Below are 19,161 nucleotides of genomic sequence, written 5' to 3' on the forward strand. Positions count from 1 at the left end.
CTCACGCCCGTGGACAGCGAGCTGATCGCAGCCGAGGTCGAGCTCGACAGCGAGCTCATGCCCGTGGACAGCGAGCTGACATTGGTCGACAACGAGCTCACGTTGGTCGACAGCGAGCTGATCGCAGCCGAAGTCGAGCTCGACAGCGAGCTCATGCCCGTCGACAGCGAACTCACGCCTGCGGAGAGCGAACTCACGCCAGCCGAGAGCGAGCTCACACCCGTGGACAGCGAGCTGATCGCAGCCGAGGTCGAGCTCGACAGCGAGCTCATGCCCGTGGACAGCGAGCTCACGCCCGTGGACAGCGACGTGACGCTGGAGGACAGCGAGTCGAAGTTACCGTTCGAACTGGAGATCGCCGTCGACAGCGAGTCGAAGCCCGTCGAGGCCGAGCTCGACAGCGAGCTCAACTGGCCGAAGTTCACCGCATCCGGATTCTCCGTGCCGTTAGCCACATTCGTGAGCTTCACCGGCGCATGGCCCGAGCCGCCCAGCGTGACCTTCGAGTGCGATGCGTCGTCGTACATCACCGCGTTGGCCAGGCCCGTGGACAGCGAGTTCACTGCCGTCGAAGTCGAACTCGACAGCGTGCTGATGCCTGCGGACAGCGAGTTCACGCCAACGGAGAGCGAGCTCACGCCGCTCGACAGCGAGCTGATTCCCGCCGAGGTCGAGGCCGACAGCGAGCTGATGCCCGTGGAGGTCGAGGCCGACAGCGAGTTCAGACCCGTCGACAGCGAGCTGATGCCCGTGGAGGTCGAAGTGTTCGTCGAAAGGCTACTAAACGCCGTCGACATTGAATTGAGCGCGGTAGACGTGCTGGTCGAAAGGGAATTTAAGCCCGTGGACAACGAACTCGCCGCGGTAGACATACTCGACGATGCCCCAGTCACGGCCGTCGACATGGAACTGACCGACGTGGACATCGATGCAAAGCTGCTCGAAAGCGACGTGGATACCGTGCTTATCGACGCAGAAAGCGATGAAGAGAAGGTGAAGAACTGCCCGCCGTTCACTGCCTCGGTACTGGACGCGGCAATATTGCCGTTCGCCAAGTTTGTCAGCACGCCATTGCTGAACGTAACCGTAGCAGCGTTGAATACAAGAGAGTTCGGCGCCGCCATTCTGATATTTCCGTCGGCGCCGATAGTTATGTATTCGCCGGTGCCGCCCTGAAGCACGACACCGTTGAAACCCGCACCGGCGAACCCCGGAGCACAAAGGGGGTTGTTGGTGCTGCTCGCATTGACGGAGTTCGAGGTATTGTTGAAGCCTGTGACGGTCCCGCCTGAACACGCTGCCACACTGGCAACAGTGCCGTCCCCAGGAAGAGCAGCAGCCCAGGCACTCGTGCCAGCGAAAAGGAACGCCACCGAAGCACCCACACCGGCCGCCGCGCGTAATGCAACTTTTGGGGAAGAGTCGTCGTCCTGACGGACATATGCATCAATGGCTTCCGCATCACCTTCCGGGTCGCATACCGCGCCGCCAGAACTCTTCTTGCCACGCGCCATCGCGGTCTCAGCGACCGCAACGAACGTCCCTACCTTCTCATTCCAGATACTGCGGTATGACTTATTCATAAACCGAATTGACCCACAAAAACGAGCGTCTTTTACAAAATAAAAAAGGAAAACACCTTTTGACCACGGCACAGAATATTAGGGAGGACCACCTCGATGAAGCGGACATGTCCTAAATTCAACGGAACCGTAGAAAGCGCGCAAAAATGCACAGAAAGTTACGGACTTAGGAAAAGTCCTATTGACCAAATTTTTATTAGTTATACTAACCAAATGAACGAAAATTAAAGCCGTTTTGACGCTTCCCTGTTCCAAACTCCGAGATGCTCGAAGAATCAGACATCGCCGAGACCGGCTGCGAGATTCCGGCGGAATCGACCAAGGTGGCAGAACAATTTCTCATCGGCCAGAGCCGCGCAAAGCACAATGCGCCATGTCTGATCGTCCGATCAGACATGGCGCCCGGAAACTTTTAACGGTCGCGTCGAGAAACGTCGGATTAGCGCAACGGCTTCTTGATGAGTGCGTCGAGCAACCCGGTGTAGCCACTGACCAGTTCGGCGTTGTCCGGCAGATAACGCCCAATCAGCGAACGCTGCTTATCGCGATATTGCGTGAGTTGAGAATCGTGCTGATCGATGGCTTCGACCACTCTCCGAGCGCCTTCGCGCACATCGTTGTCTCGGTAGTAGTAACCGAGATCCGTGCATAACGTGGCGTTGTGAACCAGCGGGTATCCCTGCCAGCACACTTCCAGATAGAAATAGTTCAGCGGATTTTCCCACTGATGCGACACGATGATGTCCGTATGCTCGGCAAGAAACGTCGGCGTGTCGAAGCGGCCGAGAAATACCGCCTTGTGATTCCGCACGATGTCGAGCTGGTTCATCAGCGCGATGAATTCCCTGCACTCCGTAGCGAGGTGTTGCGCGTTCGTCACCTGGAGCAACTGGATGTCGTTCGGGCGCTCGCGGTACGCCATTTCCGCGATCATCGCCGGATAAAGACAGAATTTCACAACGTTGATGTTCGGCTCCATCACGCTCAGGCGACGCGGTCCCGCCTTCGGCTGATACTCGCCCGAATACGGCAACGAAGCAGCACGAGCATTGAGGAACATCGGGCTCCAGATGAACGGCACGACCTGCGCCGTCTGGCGACGCATCACCTCGAAGTACGGCGCACTGATGTTCGCGACCTGCGGAATCATCCAGATGTTGTCGTAGCGCTGGTTCACGAACAGGTTGTCGCCGAAGCTCGGCCGGTTGAACAGAATCGACTCCATCGTGTGGACGTATTCGAAACCGCAACAATACGAAACGAGGCGTGCGCCGCGCTGCTTCAGGTATTCCGTTGCGTTCGGATCGATCTGGCCGCCGAGTTCGATCAGCACGTCGATGTTGTCTTTCGCGCCATCGAAAGTCACCGTGGGCCAGCGCTCCAGGTCCCATGGCAATTGTTTCGTAATCGCGACATGCGTCGTATTGACGAGCACGACGCTCTCGACATTCGGACAGTTCTTAAGTGCTTCAGCGAGAAAGACTGCGTTCTGTTTGATGCCGTTGTTCCACAGCGTCTCGGCCTCATGAAACAGGCCAATGGTGATGCCAATTCGCAACTTCTTCATTCCAAGTAACTCCATTGCCTCGCGGCAGAATGCCTGAATCCCGCGCTCACGCTCTCGCGTAGACCGCCTCGATCGCCTCGGTATAGGTCCGCACGTTCTCTTCGTTTTCCGGATCGAGCGTGTGCAGAAATTTCTTCGCGGTCGCGCGGTAGCTCTCGAGATTGGCGTCATGCTCGGCAAAGGCGCGCAGCAACGCGCGGCCGCCCTCTTCGCAATCGAAATCGTGATAGCGGTAGCCGCAATCGCCGATCAAATGCGAGTTGTGGATCAGCGGATAGCCGCCGTAGAGCGCCTCGTAATACACGTAGTTCTGCGGGTTTTCCCACTGGTGACTGACCACCGCATCGACGGAAGTCGGCACGATCTGCGCGAACGGGAAACGCCCTTCGAAGTTGCCGAGCCCATGCTTCACGTAGTCGAGGCTCTGCGCGAAGCCGACGAACGCCGCGTGATCCTTCAACTTGAACGTGTTGTACGCCCACACGCGTTCGAGCATGTCCGGGTTCTCGCGATGCGCGGCGTCGCAGGCGAGCATCGGGATATAGCTCGTCTTCACCATGCAGACGTTCGGCTCGAAAATGCCCACGCGCCAGCGGCGGCGGCCCGGCTGATAACCGAACTTCAGCCCGTTCGACAGCTTCGCGGCTTCGCGTTCGAGGACGACCGGACTCCACAGATGCGGCATGAGCTTGACCGGCGCACGGAACAGCGTTTCGAAATACGGCTTGCAGCTGACTTCGTATTCCGGCAGTGTCCAGACTTCATCGTAAGGCGCACCCGAAACGAGCAGCGCGTGCTGAAGGTTGAACACCATCCGTTCGATATCGATCACGTAGTCGTTGCCCACGCGCATCGTGATGATCTTGCCGCCGCGCTCGCGAAACTTAACCGACCACTCACGGTTGAGCTGCGCGCTCATTTCGATCATCACATCGAGCTTCGACAACGCCGTTTCCATGTCGATGAGCGGCACCGGCGAATCCGAAAGAAAGCGCTTGGCGTCTTCAGGACCGCCGTCGCCGCCACCCGTCACCAGATAGGTCGACTTCACGCGCGGCGAGCGCATCAACAACATCACGAGATAGAGACAATTCTGAAAAATGCCGTTTTCCCAAAGCGATTGCTCGCCCTTGCGGATGTAGATGGAAACGCCGACGTTGATCCGCTCCGGCATGCGGGATTTGCTTTGCATGTTCATACGCCTACCTCGAGCTTGCTTCCCTGACAAAGGTTGATCAACCGGTCTGCGAAAGCATCCAGGTTTGCTTGATTGAAAGGACTCACCGCATCGATGACGCGTTGCGCGTTCGCGCGATATGCATCGAGATTGCTGTCGTGCTCATGGAAGGCGCGCAGCAACTGGCGCCCGCCCTCTTGCGCGTCGAATCCCGGGAAGTAGTAGCCCGCGTCTTTGAGCCACGGCGAGTTATGGATCAGCGGATAGCCGCCGTAGAGCACGTCGAGATACAGATAATTCTGATCGTTGCCCCATTGATGCGACACCACTGCATCGGCGTACTGCGCCATGAAGCCGGCGATGTCGTTACGGCCATGGAACGTCGCCTTCGAATCCTTGACCAGATCCAGCGAGTTGGCCATATACATGAGCGTCGGGTGATCCTTCATGTGCATCGAATTGAGCACATGCATGGCGGAAATGCTCGACCGGTCCGCGCGATAGGCTTCCTCGCAGGCGAGCATCGGAATGCTCGACGTTTTCACCACCGAAATATTCGGCTCGAACATTGCAACGCGGAAACCTTGCGGCTGGATCGTCGGCTTGGCCGCGTCCGAGCGGCGTTCATAGCCGAAGCGCAGACCGTGCTCTTCGACTTCCGCGATGCGCTGTTCAAGGAACTGCGGATGCCAAATGAACGGAATGAGATGAACCGGGCAGCGATGCAGCGTGCGCATCATCGGGACGGACAGACGGTCCTTCGACATCAACCAGACCTGGTCGTAACGGTCAGGGCGCATCACATGAACGGGCTTGTCGAACACTGGCGACTCCACGAGTCCGACGTAAGGCTGGCCGCAGCAGTAATATGCGACTTTCTTGCCACGCGCCCGCATGAGATCGAGCCATTGCGTGTCGAGTGCGCCGCCCATTTCGAAGATCACGTCAACGGCATCGGTCGCATCCGGAATGCGCATGATGCGCAAGCCCTTCGACGCGGCGTCGACTTGCGGCGGCAAAGCGTTCTGGTCGCCCACGTCGATCAGCGAAACGCTCTCGACGAATGGAAGCTTCTGTAGCGCTTCCGACAAAAAGATCACGTTCTGGCCCAGGCCGTTCTGCCAGATGTTTTGGCCTTGATGCGTGACGACTGAAATTCCGATTCGAATGGTCATCGGATTGGCATCCTGAAAAAGACGAAACTACGCTTTTAAAAAAAGAGGTTCCGCGGTAATGTGATCGCGGCCGCGCGCAGTGCTGAAGCAGCGTGCGGCGTCGCGTTGCTGGGTACAGGCAGCATCGGCGGAAGGAAGGGATTTTCGCGCAAGACGCGCCGAATCTCCGGGCTGGAACGCTTCCGCGTCTGATATATCGAGGAACGTCTAAGACCTAAATATATAGAACAAGCGTTAAAATTCCCAGCACATCCCGGATAATTGAGAACCTTCTTATCTCTCTCTTAGAGAAACTCAAACCGTCTTAATCGCCGAGATTTTGAAATTCGAATTAATCCGATTCGCAAAGCGAAAGAATGGTTGTGCAAACTCCGAACGCCAGGCGGAGCGAGTGAGAGAACAGAGTCAAACAGGAAGTCGGGCCGAAAAAAAACGCGTCGGACCGCTTAGACAGTCACGACGCGCTTTCTGATGCAAAGAGCTTTACTGGTGCGGCGCCAACTCGCTAGCTGCGCGTGCAAGACGCGTGACTTCCTCCCAGTTCTGCGCGGCAAGCGCGGCCTTCGGCGTCAGCCACGAACCGCCGACACACACGACATTCGGCTGCGCGAGAAAGTTGGATGCGGTCTCAGCCGTAATGCCGCCCGTCGGGCAGAATTTCAGATTTGGGAACGGCCCATAGAACGCCTGCAGCATCGGAATGCCGCCCGCCTGTTGCGCCGGGAAGAACTTGACGATTTCGTAACCCAGTTCCATTGCGGCGATGATATCGCTGGGCGTCATCACGCCCGGTAGCAGCGGCAATCCTGCGTCCTGCGCGGCCTTGTGCATGTCCTTCGTAAGACCGGGCGACACCCCGAACTGGGCACCCGCCTTTTTCGCCTGCGCGCAATGCTCGGGCTTCGTGATCGTGCCGACGCCAACGACGATATCGTCCGCCAGTTCGCTCGCGCGCTCGATCGCGCCGATGCCCGCGGGTGTGCGCAGCGTGATTTCCAGCACTTTCACACCGCCCGCATGCAACGCGCGCGAAACATGTTCACCTTGCTCGACCGTTTCGAACGCCAGCACCGGAATCACCGGGCCCAGACGCACGATTTCGCTTACCGATTTCATTTGATGCGACTCCTGTTTTGGTGCGGCGCCTTGTGGTCTATCCGCGGGTTTCTCAGATTCGAGCAGTTCGCCCTTTCGAACGTCAATGATGCGTGGCGTGCGCCTTGTTCAGCGCCGATGCCGCGGCGCGCGCGTTGTCGCGAAGCGGGTTTCTCTCGTGCGAGGCCGCGCCGTTCGCTTGCCCGTCGGCGGAAGCCGCGCCGATCAGCGCACCGAACACCGATGCCCCCTCTTCTGCCGGCAGCGCCGCGCTACGGAACACGCCGAACAGTTCCCGTCCGAATCCTGCTTCGTTGTCCGCCTGATGCAGCGGCGCTTGCACTTCGCGCGATGCCCACTCGTTCCCGTCGATTTCGATGTCGAGCACGCCGGCGGGCGCATCGATCAAGAGCGTGTCGCCGGTGCGGACCTTGCCGAGCGGACCCTGCAGCAGCGCTTCCGGCGACACGTGAATGACCGCAGGCACCTTGCCCGATGCACCCGACATGCGCCCGTCCGTGACCAGCGCGACATGGAAGCCCTGATCCTGCAACACGCCGAGCAGCGGCGTCAAACGATGCAGTTCGGGCATGCCGTTCGCCCGCGCGCCCTGAAAGCGCACCACGGCGACGAAATCGCGCTTCAGCTCGCCCTTGTCGAACGCTTCCTGCACTTCCTCTTGCGAGTTGAATACGATGGCCGGCGCCTTCACCACGCGATGCTCCGGCGCGACCGCCGAAATCTTGATGACGCCGCGCCCGAGCTTGCCCTGCATCAGACGCAACCCGCCGTCCGGCTGAAACGGCTCGCCGATGCCGCGCAGCACCTTGGTATCGTGGCTTTCAGGCGCGCCGTCGACCCATTCCAGTTTGCCGTCGATGAGTTTCGGCTCCTTCGTGTAGTGCGACAGCCCCTTGCCCGCAACGGTCTGCACGTCTTCGTGCAGCAAGCCGCCCTCGAGCAGATTGCGCACGAGGAACGCGACGCCGCCGGCCGCATGGAAATGGTTCACGTCGGCTTTGCCGTTCGGGTAGATCTTCGCGAGCAGCGGCACCACTTGCGAGAGCTCGTCGAAATCGTTCCAGTCGATCACGATGCCCGCCGCGCGCGCGATCGCCACGAGATGCAGCGTGTGGTTGGTCGAGCCGCCCGTCGCCAGCAGCGCGACGATGCCGTTCACGATCGCCTTTTCATCGACCACATGGCCGATCGGCGTGTAGTTGCCGCGCTCCAGCGTGAGGTCGAGCACGCGACGCGCAGCTTGTGCCGTGAGCGCGTCGCGCAAAGGCGTGTGCGGATGCACGAACGCCGCGCTCGGCAGATGCAGGCCCATCACTTCCATGAGCATCTGATTGCTGTTCGCCGTGCCGTAGAACGTGCAGGTGCCGTGGCCGTGATATGCCGCCGACTCCGCTTCGAGCAACGCGGCGCGATCGCATTTGCCGGTGGCGAATTCCTGGCGCACCTTGGCCTTGTCGTCATTGGTGAGACCGCTCGTCATCGGGCCGGCGGGAACGAAAATGGTCGGCAGATGACCGAACTGCAGCGCGCCGATCGCGAGCCCCGGCACGATCTTGTCGCAAATACCGAGGCACAGCGCCGCGTCGAACATGTTGTGCGTGAGCGCGACGGCCGTGCTCATCGCGATGACTTCGCGCGAAAAGAGCGACAACTCCATGCCGGCGTTGCCCTGCGTGATGCCATCGCACATGGCGGGCACGCCGCCCGCGAATTGCGCGATGCCGCCATGCTCGCGCGCCGCCTGCTTGATGATGTCGGGGAAGCTCTTGTACGGCGCGTGCGCGGACAGCATCTCGTTATAAGACGACACAATGCCGATATTCGGCTCGCGAATCGTCTTGATCGCTATCTTTTCCTCACCTTCGAGTCCGGCGAAGCCATGTGCCAGATTCGCGCATGAAAGCGCACCGCGTGCCGGGAATTTGCCGTGGGCGGCATCGATGCGCGCCAGGTACGCGGAACGCGTCGGCTTGCTGCGCTCGATGATGCGATCGGTGACTTTTTTGAGTTGCGAATGCGGGGAAACCATCGAAGCTCCTTCGTCTACGCCCGGCGCGTCTGCCGTCGAGGTGGGTTGAAATGTTGCAAAGAACGGCGTTCGAATTGTTGTCGTGGATATTGCCGTGCCTCGCGATATTAGTAGAAAAACTACACGCTGACAACGTGGATTTATACATTCGTTTAAGCGATCGCATTAGACAGATCGCTTACGCAGGAACGATCTCAGGGTTTCACCTTAGATTGCGCCAACAGATTCTGTAGTATTTGTACATTACCGTTCTTCGGCTATAGTCCAAGCAATTTTCAGCATAGGCGAGATTTCCGATGTTGCTGTCTCAAGTCGAAGCGAAGCGCGAGCAACTGCGGCCGTCCGAGCGCAAGCTGGCCGACTACGTGCTCGAAGCGCCGCGCGAGGTGCTCGATTTGTCGATGACCGACTTCGCGGCGCGCGCGGGCGTCAGCCAGCCGACTATCGCGCGGTTCTGCCAGGCGCTGGGCTTTTCGGGCTTCCGGGAATTCAAGATTCGCCTCGCGCAAAACATAGCAGCGGACGTTCCCACCGTTTATCGCGACGTGCGCTCCGACGAGCCGCCCGCGGGCGTCGCGGCCAAAGTGCTCGACCGAACCATCGGCGCATTGATCGCCGTGCGCAACACGCTGTCGTCGGATAGCGTCGCGGCGGCCATCGCGATCTTGGCCGATGCGCGGCGCATCGAGTTCTACGGCGCGGGCGGATCGGGTATCGCCGCGCTCGACATGCAGCACAAATTTTTTCGGTTGGGCGTGCCGTCTGTCGCATACTCCGATCCGCATACGTACACCACTTCTGCCGCCCTGCTCGGTCCGGGCGATGTCGTCGTCGCGATTTCCAACACCGGGCGCACCCGCGACATTCTCGACGCGAGCAGATCGGCCCTGAACGGCGGCGCAAAGGTCATCGCGATCACGCACGGACACTCGCCGCTCGCGCGCATGGCGACGGTCGGATTGTTCGCGAATGTCGATGAAGACACCGACATTTTTTCGCCGATGACATCGCGCGTGTCGCATCTCGCGATCGGCGACATTCTGGCGGTCGGCTTGGCGCTGGCCCGCGGGCCCGCATTGGCGGACAAGCTGGCCGAAGCGAAGGACGTGCTTGAAGGGCGGCGGGTGGGCGCGTAGGCAGCGAAGGCTGCGTCGCCTTCGAATGAGGGCAGGCGTTCGCCTATGCTGTTTATCACTCACTTGCTCACTGGGAGCACGCATGAGCAGTTCTTTTTCTGTCGAGCGTTTCGAATCCTGCGTCTACGGCGAAAAGCCGGACGAAGCCATCGCGCAGCTTTCCGAACTCGGCGCATTGCTTGAAGAAAGACCATCCGTCGATCTGCTGACTTTGATGGCGCCTTCCAATGCATGGCCACGTCTCAGCCGAAGCTGGTTGCTCGAACGTTTTGCCGGTCGCATGGCCGCAGCCATCGTTGCCCTTGTCGGAGACACCGGATTTACGCTCACCGACGAGCGATTCAGGCACCTGACAGCCTCCCGCTCGTTGATTCAGCACATGCTCGGCGCTGCGCCTCTGAAGAATGCGGATCATGTCGCTCGCCAGTTCCTTCCGATCGTTGCAGAAGATGGAACGGTTCAACTGCCCGTTACGGACGCGATAAGACGGCTCAACATTGTCTGCAACGCCGAATCGCGTCTGCCGCTGGACTATTCGGCGTGCATGCGCGCGGACCCCATACCCGCGCTGAATCTTGCTATTTCGATAGCCGGTGAAATGCTTCCCGGCAGCGCCGAGGCGCATCGCAACCGCGAAGCGCTCCTCGAATGGCTCGACAAGGCACTCGACGATCAGAGCGATCTACGGGATATCGAGATGCATCCGTTGTTGTCAACTTACATGCATTGCACCTATGCCGAAATCGAGCATCGGCACGCAATCAAACGGAGCATCAACAAGCTCGTGCGCAAGACGTTCGCAGGCACCGAACTCGCCGATCTGGATCCAGCCCTCACCGCCTCCCGACGCGCCAACCGCGCACGACCGCTGATGCTCGTCGTGCTGGAAGCCTTCACCGACGGCCATTCGATCATGCGTACTCATTCCCGCACGCTGTCGGCCGCGCGCGTCCATTTCGATGTCGTGGCGATGTGCCTGCCCAACGCGATCGGCGATCTCGGACGCGAGGTCTTCACGCGAGTGATCGAATTGCATGAGGACCAAGGCTTCGTGCCGATGCTCGCCGCGATTCGCGAGTTCGCGGAGTCGGAATGTCCCAACGTTCTCTATATGCCGAGCGTAGGCATGTCGGTGCTGACAATCTCCGTGTCCAATCTGCGTCTCGCACCGCTACAGATTGCAGGACTGGGCCATCCCGCCACGACGCACTCCGAGTGCATCGACTATGTCAGCGTCGAGGACGACTTCGTCGGCGACCCGGGATGTTTCAGCGAAGCGCTTCTGCGCCTTCCGAAAGACGGCCAGCCTTATCGGCCTTCGCCGTTTATGAAACCCGTTCGTCCACGAAAGAAGCAGGCTTCCGGGCGGATTGATATCGCAGTGGCTGCGACCCTGATGAAACTCTCGCCGAGCTTTCTGAAGGCATGCCGGAATATTTCCGAGCGCAGCAACACTCCGGTTTATTTCCACTTTCTGACGAGCGGCGCCAACGCCGTCACGCTCCTGCATCTGGCGAAAGTGGCCAGAGGGGCTTGGAGCGCAGCAAACGGGACTGTCGTGCCTCACCAGCCCTATATGGACTACATCAACTACCTCAACGACATGGACATGTTCCTGAGTCCATTCCCCTTCGGCAACACGAACGGCATCGTGGATGCGTTCACGGTCGGGTTACCGGGCATCTGCAAGACGGGTCGTGAAGTGTTCGAGCGGATCGACGGCGCGATGTTCATGCGCGCCTACATGCCCGGCTGGATGGTCGCCGATACGGTGGAGGAATACGTCGAAGCCGCGGTGAGGCTCGCGAACAATCACGAGGAGCGCGAAGCGCTGCGCAGCTACATGCTCGAAAAGAACGTAGTGCAGCGCTTCTTCGAAGGGCGTCCGGAAGTCTTCGGCGAAATGGTGCTCGATCTGGTGAAGGAGCAGCGCATCAAAACGGCTTGATCACCACGAGCAAGGTCGCGCCGAGCAGCCCGAGCACCGGCAGTTCGTTGAACATCCTATACCACTTGTCCGAGCGCTTGTTCTCGCCGCGTTGAAACGTGTGCAGCAAGCGAGCGCAATACGCGTGATAGGCGATCAGCAACACGACGATCGTCAGCTTCGCGTGCAGCCAGCCCTGTCCCGCGCCGATGCCGACGACGAGCCACAGCCATAGCCCGCACGCGAGCGCGGGCACCGCGATGAACGTCATGAAGCGAAACAACTTGCGCGCCATCAGCAACAGACGCGCGGTGGCGGCGGGATCGGTTTCCATCGCGAGGTTTACGAAAATGCGCGGCAGATAGAAAAGCCCCGCGAACCACGAAGCGACCAGCACGATATGCAGCGATTTGATCCAGAGCATCGTTCTTGTTCGAGCCCGCTTATTGACGGACTTCGCCGCGGCCGAGCACCACGTACTTGAGCGATGTCAGCCCTTCGAGCCCGACCGGCCCGCGCGCGTGCAGCTTGTCGTTCGAAATGCCGATTTCCGCGCCGAGGCCGAATTCGAAGCCGTCGGCGAAACGCGTCGATGCATTCACCATCACGCTCGCCGAATCCACTTCGCGCAGGAAGCGCATGGCGTGGTCGTGATCTTCGGTGACGATCGCGTCGGTGTGATGCGAGCCGTAGGTGTTGATATGGTCGATGGCTTCGTCGAGGCCGCCGACGATCTTGATTGCCAGCACAGGCGCGAGATATTCGGTGCTCCAGTCTTCGTCGGTCGCATCGACGAGGCCGCCGATCTTCGCCGCTTCGAGCACGGCGCGCGCTTCGGCATCCACGCGCAGCTCGACTTCCTTCGCCTGATACGCGCGCGCAAGTTGCGGCAAGGCTCGTTGCGCGATGCCGCGCGCGACAAGCAGCGTTTCCATCGTGTTGCAGGTGCCGTAACGATGCGTCTTCGCGTTGTCGCAAACGGCCGCTGCCTTGTCGAGGTCCGCGCGATCGTCCACGTACACGTGGCAGATGCCGTCGAGGTGCTTGATCATCGGCACGCGCGATTCTTCCATCAGCCGCGCGATCAGGCTCTTGCCGCCGCGCGGCACGATCACGTCGACGAATTCGGTCATGGTAATGAGCTTGCCGACCGCCGCGCGATCCGCCGTCTCGACGACCTGCACGGCGTCCTGCGGCAAGCCCGCCGCTTCCAGCCCGACGCCGATCAGCTTCGCGAGCGCCGTATTACATTCGAGCGCCTCGGAGCCGCCGCGCAGAATGGTCGCATTGCCGGATTTGAGGCACAGCGCGGCGGCGTCGATCGTCACGTTCGGCCGCGATTCGTAGATGATGCCGATCACACCCAGCGGCACGCGCATCTGGCCGACCTGAATGCCGCTCGGACGAAACTTCAGCCCGCTGATTTCGCCGATCGGATCGGCCAGCGCGGCCACTTGCCGCAAGCCTTCGACCATCGTGGCGATCGCTTTGTCCGAGAGCGTCAGGCGGTCGATGAACGCCGCGTCGTGGCCCTTCTCGCGCGCGCGTGCGAGGTCGCGGCCGTTCGCTTCCTTGAGCGCATCGCGCTCGCGTTCGATGGCGTCCGCCACGGCGTTGAGCGCCGCATTTTTCGCCGCCGTCGACGCCCGCGCCATTGCGCGCGACGCCGTGCGTGCGCGTCGGCCGAGGTCGGTCATGTATTGATCGATGTTCATCGTGGGTCTCTTCCGTGTGCCGCTTGCTTGAGCCGCCTTCAAGGCCCAAGCGTCAGTGCGTTCATTCTAAGCTGTTGCGCGGATTGCAACAGCGCGTGACAGAAGCGTTCTAGCGACGCGGTCGTGGCGGTGGCGCGGCCTGCGCCGGCTTGCCGCCATGCGCGACTGCCATCGCCAGTTCGAACATGCCGGCCCACGGATCGGGCGGCGTCTCGCTGCCGTGTTTTCCCGTGCCGCCGGAAAGCCCCTTCACCTGCCGATCCAGCCGCGCCGCCAGCGACAGCCCCTTCTCCAGCGCTTCGTCCGTCACGCGCGAAAGCGCCGGACCGATCAGCCGTTCGCGCGGCCCCCACACGCGGTTTTCGCGCATGAGCGTGGCGAGCGGCTTGCCCGCCGCGACGCCGCGCTTGATGCGCAACAGCGTGCGCACTTCCTCGACGAGCGCCCACAGCACGAGCACGGCGGCTTCGCCTTCGCCCTTCAGTCCATCGAGCATGCGCGCGAGACGGCCGACATCGCCCGTCAGCATCGCTTCGTTGAGCTTGAACACGTCGTAGCGCGCGACGTTCAGCACGGCGTCGTGAATCTGTTCGAACGTGAGCACGCCCTCGGGATACAGCAGCCCGAGCTTCTGGATTTCCTGATGCGCGGCGAGCAGATTGCCTTCCACCCGTTCCGCGATGAACGACAACGCGCGCCGCCCTTCCTCGCCGGGCGCTACGCGCTGCCCTTGCTGCGCGAGCCGCTGGCCGACCCACATCGGCAATTGCGCGCGTTCGACCGGATCGATCTTCAGCGCGACGCCCGCGCCGAGCAACGCCGTGAACCAGCCCGATTTCTGCGTCGCGCCGTCGAGACGCGGCAGCGTGACGAGCGTCACGACATCGGAATTATCGGCGCCGGCGAGCATCTTCAGCGCTTCCGCGCCTTCCTTGCCGGGCTTACCGGTCGGAATCCGCAGTTCGATCAGCTGACGGTCGCCGAAGAGCGACATCGATTGCGTCGCGCCGATGAGCGCGCTCCAGTCGAAACCGCGCTCGACGGTGAACACCGTGCGATCCGTGAAGCCGCCCGCGCGCGCGGTGGCGCGAATGCGGTCGCACGCTTCCTGCGCGAGCAGATGCTCGTCGCCGTAGACGACGTACAGCCCCTTCAGGCCTTTCGCGAGGTGCGCTTCGAGCGCGTCGAGCTTCAGTTGCATGATGCTGGCGAGCGCGCGATCAGAGCGGCGGCACCGGCAGCGGCGCGCGCGGCGAAACGCCCGGCGTCTGCTCACCCGGCGCCGGATGCAGCGAGCGCACCGTCGCTAGACGGCGCGTCAACTGATCGACGGCGTCGTTGCGCATGTCGTTATAAAGCAGCGTGGCTTCCTGGCCTTTCGCGAGCGTGTACTGATCGCTATACGTCATCGAACGATTCAATACGATGGCGCTCGGCGGAATCAGCAGCGTGCCGTCGGCGCCCATCAGCGAATAGTTCACGTTGTAGACGAGCTCGTATTCCTGCACGACGCCCTGCGCATTCAGGCTCAGCGTGCGCAAGCCCTGACCCTCGGACAAATTGAGCGTCGCGTCCGGCTTTTCGAAAGGCTTGACGATCACCGTGTCGCTGCCACCCTGAACCATGCGTTCGAGGCGCGCGACCATCTGCGGCGCGCCGCCCGTGATCGCGAGCCGCTTGAACGCATAGTCCTGCTGGCCGCGCAGTTGGAAGCCGCATGCGGACAGCGCGGCCGCGCCGCCCACGAGCGCGAGGAACGAACGCCTGCTTACGCCTTTCTCGACGGCTTTCCCGGTCACATCGACTCCCTTGGTTTTGCGCATCAGACGACCACGTTGACGAGACGCCCGGGCACCACGATCACCTTCTTCGGCGCGCGACCTTCCGCGAACTTCCCGAACATTTCGTGCGCGATCGCGGCCTTTTCGATGTCTTCACGCAATGCGTCCTTCGCGACCGTCAACGCGCCGCGCACCTTGCCGTTCACCTGCAGCACGAGCTCGATTTCGGATTGCTCGAGCGCGGCCTCGTCGACCTTCGGCCAGGGCGCGTCGAGCAGCGGGCCGAATTCCTTCTCGTATCCGAGCTCCGACCACAACTGGAACGTGACGTGCGGCACGACCGGATACAGCACGCGCAACAGCACGCCGAAGGTTTCGTTCAGCACGCCGACGCCCGCGTTCTTCGCACCTTCGACCGCGTTGAGCATCTTCATCGCTGCGGACACGACCGTGTTGTACTGCAGGCGGCCGTAGTCGAAATCGGCCTGCTTGAGCACGGTGTAGATTTCGCGGCGCAGCGTCTTGTCCGCGTCGTTGAGCGTCGATGCATCGAGCTTCGCGTGCTGGCGCAGCGCTTCGGCGTTGTCGTGCGCGAAATGCCATACGCGGCGCAGAAAGCGGCTCGCGCCTTCGACGCCCGCGCCCGACCATTCGAGCGACTGCTCCGGCGGCGCCGCGAACATCACGAAGAGGCGCGCGGTATCCGCGCCGTACTGATCGATCAGCGTCTGCGGATCGACGCCGTTGTTCTTCGACTTCGACATCTTCTCGACGCCGCCGAGCACGACCGGCCGACCGTCCGCGTTGAGCGTCGCGCCGGTCGGGCGGCCCTTGTCGTCGTGCGCGACGGTGACTTCGAGCGGGTTGTACCAGGTCTTCTTGCCGGCCGCGTCCTCACGATAGAACGTTTCGTTCAGCACCATGCCCTGCGTGAGCAGATTCTTCGCGGGCTCGCCGAACTTGATGAGGCCCATGTCGCGCATGACCTTGGTCCAGAAACGCGAATACAACAGATGAAGAATTGCGTGCTCGATGCCGCCGATGTACTGATCCATCGGCATCCAGTAGTCGGTGCGCTCGTCGACCATTGTCTGCGCGTCCGGCGCGCTGTAGCGCGAGAAGTACCAGGACGAATCGACGAAGGTGTCCATCGTGTCGGTTTCGCGCTTCGCCGCCGCGCCGCACTTCGGGCACGCGCAATTCAGGAACGCTTCCGACTTCGCGAGCGGATTACCCGAGCCGTCCGGCACGAGGTCTTCCGGCAGCACGACAGGGAGATCTTTTTCCGGCACCGGCACGTCGCCGCAGCTCGGGCAATGGATGATCGGAATCGGCGTGCCCCAGTAGCGCTGGCGCGAGATGCCCCAGTCGCGCAGACGCCAGGTGATCTGCTTGTCGCCGAGGTCTTTCGCCTTGAGATCGGCGGCGATCGCGTCGATCGCTTCCTCGGTGCTCAAGCCGTCGTACTTGCCGCTGTTGATGAGACGGCCCGCGGTCTTGTCGCCGTACCACTCTTCCCATGCGTCGGTCGAATAGGTCTTGCCGGCGACATCGATCACCTGATTGATGGGCAGACCGTACTTCTTCGCGAACGCGAAATCGCGCTCGTCGTGCGAGGGCACGCCCATCACCGCGCCTTCACCGTAGGACATCAGCACGTAATTGCCGATCCACACTTCGACCTGCGCGCCCGTCAACGGATGCGTGACGAAGAAGCCCGTGGGCACGCCCTTCTTTTCCATCGTGGCGACATCGGCTTCCGCGACGCCGCCGCGCTTGCATTCGTCGATGAACGCCTGCAGCTCCGCGTTGTCGCGCGCGAGGCGTGTGGCGAGCGGATGTTCCGCCGCGATCGCCGCGAACGTGACGCCCATGATGGTGTCGGCGCGCGTGGTGAAGACGCGCAGCAGTTTCGCTTCGCCATCGATCTCATACGGGAAGCCGAAGTTCACGCCGAAGCTCTTGCCGATCCAGTTCTGCTGCATGATCTTGACGCGCTCGGGCCAGCCGAGGCCTTCGAGGTCGTCGAGCAACTGGTCCGCGTAATCGGTGATTCGCAGGTAGTACATTGGGATTTCGCGCTTCTCGACGAGCGCGCCCGAGCGCCAGCCGCGCCCGTCGATGACCTGCTCGTTCGCGAGCACGGTCTGATCGACCGGATCCCAGTTCACCGTGCCGGTCTTTTTGTACGCGATGCCCTTTTCCAGCATTTTCAGGAACAGCCACTGGTTCCATTTGTAGTACTCGGGCGAGCAGGTGGCCACTTCGCGCGACCAGTCGATGGCGAGGCCCATGGACTGCATCTGCTTCTTCATGTACGCGATGTTCTCGTACGTCCACTTCGCCGGCGGCACGTTGTTCGCCATCGCCGCGTTTTCGGCGGGCATGCCGAACGCGTCCCAGCCCATCGGCATCAGCGTGTTGTAACCGTTCATGCGCAGATAACGGTACATCACGTCGTTGATGGTGTAGTTGCGCACGTGCCCCATGTGCAGCTTGCCCGACGGATACGGCAGCATCGAGACGCAATAGAACTTGGGCTTGGCCGACGTCTCGGTCGTCCGGTAGACGTCGTTCGCGCGCCAGTTGCTCTGCGCGGCGGATTCGACGTCGGCGGGTACGTATTTATCGTGCATGGTGTGGTTTGGCTTTCGGCAAATGCTGGGAACGGACTTTGAACCAGCCGCTACCGATATGAGCGACGAGTCCAGGCGCCGCGGCATCGCTGACACGGCGCGGCGTCGGAAATCGAGCCTGCTGGCTTCTGCAAGGCCCGCCGAACGGAGAAATCGCGATTATACCGTTCGATGCGCGCCAACTCGCGGGCTTATCGCGCGGGCGCCGGTGCCTGCGGCCGCGCCGGCTGCGTGACGAAGCCGATGCGCTCCAGCCCCGCCTGCTGCGCCGCGCCCATCACCTGCGCGATGACTTCATAACGCGTCGCGCTCGACGCCCGCAAATGCAGTTCGGGCTTTTGCGCCGCCTTACCTGCATCGGCAAAGCGCGCGCGCATCTGATCGAAACTGACCGGCGTATCGTTCCAGAAAAGCTTGCCGGCGTCGTCGATGGAAAGCGTGATGGTTTGCGGCGTCTCGCGCGCGGGCTGCGACGCGACTTTCGGCAGATCCAGCCGGATCGCGTGCGTGAAAAGCGGCGCCGTGATGATGAAGATGACGAGCAACACGAGCATGACGTCGATGAGCGGCGTCATGTTGATGTCGGCCATCGGCCGGCCGTTGGATTTCTTGTCGAGTCCGCCGAAGGCCATCGCCGTGCGCTCCTATTCGGCCGGGCCGCAGACGAACACGTGCAGGTCGTGCGCGAAGCCGTCGAGCTCCTCGGAAATCTGCCGCACGTAGCGGCCGAGCACGTTGTACGCGAGCACGGCGGGAATCGCGACGACCAGCCCGAACGCCGTCATGATGAGCGCCTCGCCGACCGGACCGGCGACGTTTTCGATCATCGCCTGCCCGCTCGACGCAATGCTGACGAGCGCGTGATAAATGCCCCACACGGTGCCGAGCAGGCCGACGAACGGCGCCGTGCTGCCCACAGATGCGAGCAGAACCTGGCCGAATTCGAGTCTGCGTTGCGAACGGAGCAACGCATGACGTAGCGCGCGCAGGACGCGTTCGCTGCGCTCCACACGAGCGAGCAGCGCGCCGGGCATTTCGGCTTCCGATGCGCGCCACGCTGCTTCGGCGAGCGGCAGAAACACGCGCTCGCGATCGGCGCGCCGCAATGCGCCGATCCCGTCTTTCAGACTCGGCGCCTGCCAGAAACGCTGCAGCGCGCGCGGACTTTGCCATTTGGCGCGCGCGAGAATCCACGCCTTCACGAGCAGGAAGCACCAGCTCGCGAGCGACATCGCGAGCAGCAAGCCCGCGACCGCGTGCGTCACGGCGTCGCCGGATTGCAGATAGTGGATAACGCCGGTTGCCGCCATTGTCGGGAA

15 protein-coding genes are annotated in these 19,161 nt (G+C 61.5%); 2 read left to right on the forward strand and 13 right to left on the reverse strand.

All coding sequences use genetic code 11. The annotated features are described in order from the left end of the window. From NCS28_RS33345 to edd, 6 genes are all read right to left on the reverse strand, one after another. On the reverse strand, positions 1-1,583 hold a 1,583-nt coding region (locus tag NCS28_RS33345), incomplete at its 3' end, for an ESPR-type extended signal peptide-containing protein (RefSeq protein WP_350029783.1). A 439-nt stretch (positions 1,584-2,022) separates the two neighbouring features. Further along, positions 2,023-3,150: a DUF2827 domain-containing protein gene (locus NCS28_RS11275; RefSeq protein WP_250513912.1), complete on the reverse strand. Its 1,128-nt coding sequence runs from the start codon at positions 3,148-3,150 to the stop codon at positions 2,023-2,025. Positions 3,151-3,196: 46 nt separating this feature from the next. Next, the gene (locus NCS28_RS11280) at positions 3,197-4,348 is read right to left on the reverse strand and encodes a DUF2827 domain-containing protein (RefSeq protein ID WP_250513913.1); all 1,152 of its coding nucleotides are present in this window, start codon (positions 4,346-4,348) and stop codon (positions 3,197-3,199) included. Beyond that, positions 4,345-5,502 carry a DUF2827 domain-containing protein gene (locus tag NCS28_RS11285; protein WP_284504824.1) on the reverse strand — a complete coding sequence of 386 codons (1,158 nt, stop codon included), beginning with the start codon at positions 5,500-5,502 and terminating at the stop codon, positions 4,345-4,347. Before NCS28_RS11285 ends, NCS28_RS11280 begins: the two co-directional genes overlap by 4 nt. A 483-nt stretch (positions 5,503-5,985) precedes the next feature. Beyond that, the gene (eda, locus tag NCS28_RS11290) at positions 5,986-6,618 is read right to left on the reverse strand and encodes a bifunctional 4-hydroxy-2-oxoglutarate aldolase/2-dehydro-3-deoxy-phosphogluconate aldolase (RefSeq protein ID WP_250513914.1); all 633 of its coding nucleotides are present in this window, start codon (positions 6,616-6,618) and stop codon (positions 5,986-5,988) included. 82 nt (positions 6,619-6,700) lie between these two features. Beyond that, a complete protein-coding gene (gene edd / locus NCS28_RS11295) occupies positions 6,701-8,647 on the reverse strand; it encodes a phosphogluconate dehydratase (RefSeq protein WP_250513915.1) in 1,947 nt (648 codons plus the stop codon). A 296-nt stretch (positions 8,648-8,943) separates the two neighbouring features. On the opposite strand from edd, the gene NCS28_RS11300 reads away from it, so the two are divergent. Further along, positions 8,944-9,783 (forward strand): MurR/RpiR family transcriptional regulator, encoded by an 840-nt coding sequence (locus NCS28_RS11300; protein WP_250513916.1) that lies wholly within the window; start codon positions 8,944-8,946, stop codon positions 9,781-9,783. Beyond that, on the forward strand, positions 9,758-11,731 hold the full coding sequence (locus tag NCS28_RS11305) for a glycosyl transferase family 1 (protein WP_250513917.1): 1,974 nt from the start codon (positions 9,758-9,760) through the stop codon (positions 11,729-11,731). Before NCS28_RS11300 ends, NCS28_RS11305 begins: the two co-directional genes overlap by 26 nt. Here the strand turns inward: NCS28_RS11305 and NCS28_RS11310 are convergent. The 7 genes from NCS28_RS11310 to NCS28_RS11340 form a co-directional block, all read right to left on the reverse strand. After that, positions 11,718-12,134 carry a CopD family protein gene (locus NCS28_RS11310; protein ID WP_250513918.1) on the reverse strand — a complete coding sequence of 139 codons (417 nt, stop codon included), beginning with the start codon at positions 12,132-12,134 and terminating at the stop codon, positions 11,718-11,720. The genes NCS28_RS11305 and NCS28_RS11310 overlap by 14 nt on opposite strands. A gap of 19 nt (positions 12,135-12,153) precedes the next feature. Beyond that, a complete protein-coding gene (locus NCS28_RS11315; protein WP_250513919.1) occupies positions 12,154-13,425 on the reverse strand; it encodes a glutamate-5-semialdehyde dehydrogenase in 1,272 nt (423 codons plus the stop codon). Between the two features lie 109 nt (positions 13,426-13,534). Beyond that, complete coding sequence (gene holA / locus NCS28_RS11320; protein ID WP_250513920.1) at positions 13,535-14,626, reverse strand: DNA polymerase III subunit delta; 1,092 nt, start codon at positions 14,624-14,626, stop codon at positions 13,535-13,537. A gap of 19 nt (positions 14,627-14,645) precedes the next feature. Continuing rightward, entirely contained in the window at positions 14,646-15,248 is a 603-nt protein-coding gene (locus NCS28_RS11325; protein WP_250513921.1) for an LPS-assembly lipoprotein LptE, read from the reverse strand. Then, positions 15,248-17,842 (reverse strand): leucine--tRNA ligase, encoded by a 2,595-nt coding sequence (gene leuS, locus NCS28_RS11330; RefSeq protein ID WP_250513922.1) that lies wholly within the window; start codon positions 17,840-17,842, stop codon positions 15,248-15,250. Before leuS ends, NCS28_RS11325 begins: the two co-directional genes overlap by 1 nt. Positions 17,843-18,033: 191 nt before the next feature. Beyond that, positions 18,034-18,474: an ExbD/TolR family protein gene (locus NCS28_RS11335; protein WP_250513923.1), complete on the reverse strand. Its 441-nt coding sequence runs from the start codon at positions 18,472-18,474 to the stop codon at positions 18,034-18,036. Between the two features lie 12 nt (positions 18,475-18,486). Then, entirely contained in the window at positions 18,487-19,152 is a 666-nt protein-coding gene (locus NCS28_RS11340; protein WP_250513924.1) for a MotA/TolQ/ExbB proton channel family protein, read from the reverse strand. Positions 19,153-19,161 lie beyond the last annotated feature (9 nt).

Source organism: Caballeronia sp. INDeC2, assembly GCF_023631325.1.
Lineage (GTDB): Bacteria > Pseudomonadota > Gammaproteobacteria > Burkholderiales > Burkholderiaceae > Caballeronia.

Excerpts from the sequence above, each read along its gene's own strand:
- NCS28_RS11275 (WP_250513912.1), bottom strand. The coding sequence starts at position 3,150 with ATGAAGAAGTTGCGAATTGGCATCACCATTGGCCTGTTTCATGAGGCC.
- NCS28_RS11280 (WP_250513913.1), bottom strand. The coding sequence starts at position 4,348 with ATGAACATGCAAAGCAAATCCCGCATGCCGGAGCGGATCAACGTCGGC.
- NCS28_RS11285 (WP_284504824.1), bottom strand. The coding sequence starts at position 5,502 with ATGACCATTCGAATCGGAATTTCAGTCGTCACGCATCAAGGCCAAAAC.
- eda (WP_250513914.1), bottom strand. The coding sequence starts at position 6,618 with ATGAAATCGGTAAGCGAAATCGTGCGTCTGGGCCCGGTGATTCCGGTG.
- edd (WP_250513915.1), bottom strand. The coding sequence starts at position 8,647 with ATGGTTTCCCCGCATTCGCAACTCAAAAAAGTCACCGATCGCATCATC.
- NCS28_RS11300 (WP_250513916.1), top strand. The coding sequence starts at position 8,944 with ATGTTGCTGTCTCAAGTCGAAGCGAAGCGCGAGCAACTGCGGCCGTCC.
- NCS28_RS11310 (WP_250513918.1), bottom strand. The coding sequence starts at position 12,134 with ATGCTCTGGATCAAATCGCTGCATATCGTGCTGGTCGCTTCGTGGTTC.
- NCS28_RS11315 (WP_250513919.1), bottom strand. The coding sequence starts at position 13,425 with ATGAACATCGATCAATACATGACCGACCTCGGCCGACGCGCACGCACG.
- holA (WP_250513920.1), bottom strand. The coding sequence starts at position 14,626 with ATGCAACTGAAGCTCGACGCGCTCGAAGCGCACCTCGCGAAAGGCCTG.
- NCS28_RS11325 (WP_250513921.1), bottom strand. The coding sequence starts at position 15,248 with ATGCGCAAAACCAAGGGAGTCGATGTGACCGGGAAAGCCGTCGAGAAA.
- leuS (WP_250513922.1), bottom strand. The coding sequence starts at position 17,842 with ATGCACGATAAATACGTACCCGCCGACGTCGAATCCGCCGCGCAGAGC.
- NCS28_RS11335 (WP_250513923.1), bottom strand. The coding sequence starts at position 18,474 with ATGGCCTTCGGCGGACTCGACAAGAAATCCAACGGCCGGCCGATGGCC.
- NCS28_RS11340 (WP_250513924.1), bottom strand. The coding sequence starts at position 19,152 with ATGGCGGCAACCGGCGTTATCCACTATCTGCAATCCGGCGACGCCGTG.